The following is a 2,904-nucleotide window of genomic DNA, read 5'->3' on the forward strand; positions in this document are numbered from 1 at the left end:
GGTTGTCAGAAGTTATGATCCATTCGTTTATTAATACAGCATCTTTTCTGACAGCACGACTACTCGATTTGTTGTCGTTAATAAATTGCTGAATATCCGTTTTGTAATTGTCTGTGCGATTGACTAAGTCATAATTCAAATACGAGCGTTCCGTATCAATATCTTTGTTTGAATGATTGTCAGTTAACCGTTGATTATGATTACCTATGCCGACTAAATTGCCAGCTTTCATCTTCTGCATTCTCGCCACTACAAATGACATATAAACACTCCTAACTTCGGTACAGCTTCCATGTAAAGTATAACCCACTATACTTTACTTCGTAAAGGTGAGCTCGCCGAGGGGTCTTGCAGACGGCTCTATCGGCTCTTTTGAGCCGAGTATCAGCGCACCCTTATGGTGCAATTAGCTGATACCTGTTTGACGATTTGCTGCCCTACTATTCTAGTAGGTATGCAAACCTCAAACCAAAATAAAAGCCCCCTTCGACTTTCGTCAGGGGGCTTTTATTTAATCCATATGGTGAATAAATATCGCTTGTAACGCATTCAAAGAATCTTGGTGTTCTTCATCTACCTCAACTTCTTTTAACGCTTTTTGAAGAACACCAATCTCCTCCCTCGTCAAAGTATGCTTAACACCGTATTCAAGATAAATTGAATTATCCCATTCCATTTTCGTCACCTATCCCTTTATTTCTCCAGTTTCTTTGTCATAATCAGAACGACCATATCGGCGCTCTTGATAGACAGCATCAAAATATAATCTTAATAAGCCTGTATGCGAACGTAAAACTGAATTAATCACTTTCATACTCGGTAAATTATATTCAGTTCCATGATTTCTCACAAACCTTCTTAGTTCTCGCATATTTGCTAAATCATGTTCATCGATTAAATCACACACTTCATTCAACATATCATCTTTATCTTCAACATCTAACGTTATATAACGATCGATATCAAAATTATTAATTAACTTAATATCTTTACGACTATACTTATATTTACTTTTTGCTAAAGCATCCTTAGATTCATGCGTTAAATACAAATACATATTTTCAATACTTGTAACAATAATTTTCACTAAAGCAACACTCTTATCACCTAAAAGACCTTTAATTTTAAAACGAACACTATCTGCTGTTACAGGATTTTTAGCAACATAAATCACATGGTAATGTGCTTTTTTATACTCTTGTCCTTCTACATCACTTTTATCTTTATCATGTAATGGGCTAATTGCAATTGGAACTCCAATCGATTCTAATCTCATTTCCCAATCATTCGGAATACTTTCTGGATACAACAAAAATGTAAAATATCTTGCTTTATCTTTTGCCATAAAAATTACACCTTCCTAGTTACCATACTAGGAAAACAAGGGAAAATTTGATAAACTTAAATTGCGAATTCAAAGAATATCAAATCTTATGAGCCCTTGCTTTTTCTAGCAGGGCTTTTTTTTATTTTTCTAAATCTTTAATCACTACAAAACGAATATATGACGACAGAGACATCCCTAAAGATTCCGCTTTTTCAGATATACGCTGTTTTAACGATGCAGGAACTATAACATTAATATTTTCTTTTTTTTCAGATTTTTCAGACACTATAATCACCTCATAAATAAAATAACATATTATTTTATTTATAACAATTTAAATAATGTAATATTTTATTTTGTGCCAATTTCTCGCCAATTTCTCGCCAATTTCTCGCTCACTTCTCGCCAAGGCAAAACCCTTGAGCAAGTAAGGATAAAGCATCAAAAAAAATGAATTTGGCACTCGGCACTTAAAAGGGGGGTCGTAGTACCCCCCAGAAGTTGGTCGATTTTTTTCAAAATCTCCCCCAGAGTTTTTTTGTTTTCAACCTTTTTTTAACAAAAAACATCTAAAAACACTGTTATATCAGCATTTATTTAGTTATTATAAAAATGTAGTTGTTTCTATATAGTATCAAGACAAGAAGAAACTCGTTTTCAACTCGTTTCAAATTCCCAAGTTAGGAGGGATAAAATGAAAAATAATAATGTAACAGAAAAAGATTTATTTTATATTTTAGATTTATTTGAACACATGAAAGTAACTTATTGGTTAGATGGTGGCTGGGGGGTAGATGTATTAACTGGAAAACAACAAAGAGAACACAGAGATATAGATATAGATTTTGACGCTCAACACACTCAAAAAGTTATACAAAAATTAGAAGATATCGGATACAAAATAGAAGTTGATTGGATGCCTTCACGTATGGAACTTAAGCATGAAGAATATGGGTATTTAGATATTCATCCTATAAATCTAAATGATGATGGATCAATTACCCAAGCAAACCCAGAAGGTGGTAATTATGTTTTCCAAAATGACTGGTTTTCAGAAACTAATTACAAAGGTCGAAAAATACCATGTATTTCAAAAGAAGCTCAACTTCTTTTTCATTCTGGTTATGATTTAACAGAAAAAGACCATTTTGATATAAAAAATTTAAAATCAATAACATAATTGCTTTATTCCAATTGCTTTATTGACGTTGAGCCTCGGAACCCTTTTAAAAACCGTGGGCTTCCGCCCACACCTGACAAACGCAATGCGTTTGATCATGCCTCTGAAAAGTGAGTAAACAGTCATACCTGTTGGCTTTTCTGTCGGTTTACAAAAGCTAAATGACAACAAAAAAAGCTGCAAGGGTAAATGCACTCACTACGTTCGCCCTTGCTGCTTTTTCTATTGCCATTTTTAACGCTTATGCCGACGAAAAGACCAAACAGGTATAAATATACTGGTATTGATTTAAAACGCCTTAAAACGCAAATATGAGCTTCTAACGACTTAATTCATCTCTATCTCGTGTTCGAGTTTCATTTCTATGAATTTTTTCAAACTCTCCACCTTTTACAAA

The 2,904-nt window shown here is 33.5% G+C and carries 4 protein-coding genes; 1 reads left to right on the top strand and 3 read right to left on the bottom strand.

What is annotated here, in order from left to right; translation table 11 throughout:
• From B2400_RS09120 to B2400_RS09130, 3 genes are all read right to left on the bottom strand, one after another.
• Positions 1–262: plasmid recombination protein (locus B2400_RS09120; protein ID WP_293932792.1), on the bottom strand; the 262-nt coding region annotated here is incomplete at its 3' end.
• A 249-nt stretch (positions 263–511) separates the two neighbouring features.
• Positions 512–676, bottom strand: coding sequence for a hypothetical protein (locus B2400_RS09125; RefSeq protein WP_172699695.1), 165 nt, complete (start codon positions 674–676; stop codon positions 512–514).
• A gap of 9 nt (positions 677–685) precedes the next feature.
• Entirely contained in the window at positions 686–1,345 is a 660-nt protein-coding gene (locus B2400_RS09130; RefSeq protein WP_105139627.1) for a replication protein, read from the bottom strand.
• Positions 1,346–2,021: 676 nt separating this feature from the next.
• Here B2400_RS09130 and lnu(A) point away from each other — a divergent pair.
• Positions 2,022–2,507, top strand: a complete 486-nt coding sequence (lnu(A), locus tag B2400_RS09135; RefSeq protein ID WP_001829870.1) for a lincosamide nucleotidyltransferase Lnu(A) — start codon at positions 2,022–2,024, stop codon at positions 2,505–2,507.
• The last annotated feature ends 397 nt before the right edge of the window (positions 2,508–2,904 follow it).

This window comes from Sphingobacterium sp. UBA6645 (genome assembly GCF_002455685.1).
Classification (GTDB): domain Bacteria; phylum Bacteroidota; class Bacteroidia; order Sphingobacteriales; family Sphingobacteriaceae; genus Sphingobacterium; species Sphingobacterium hotanense.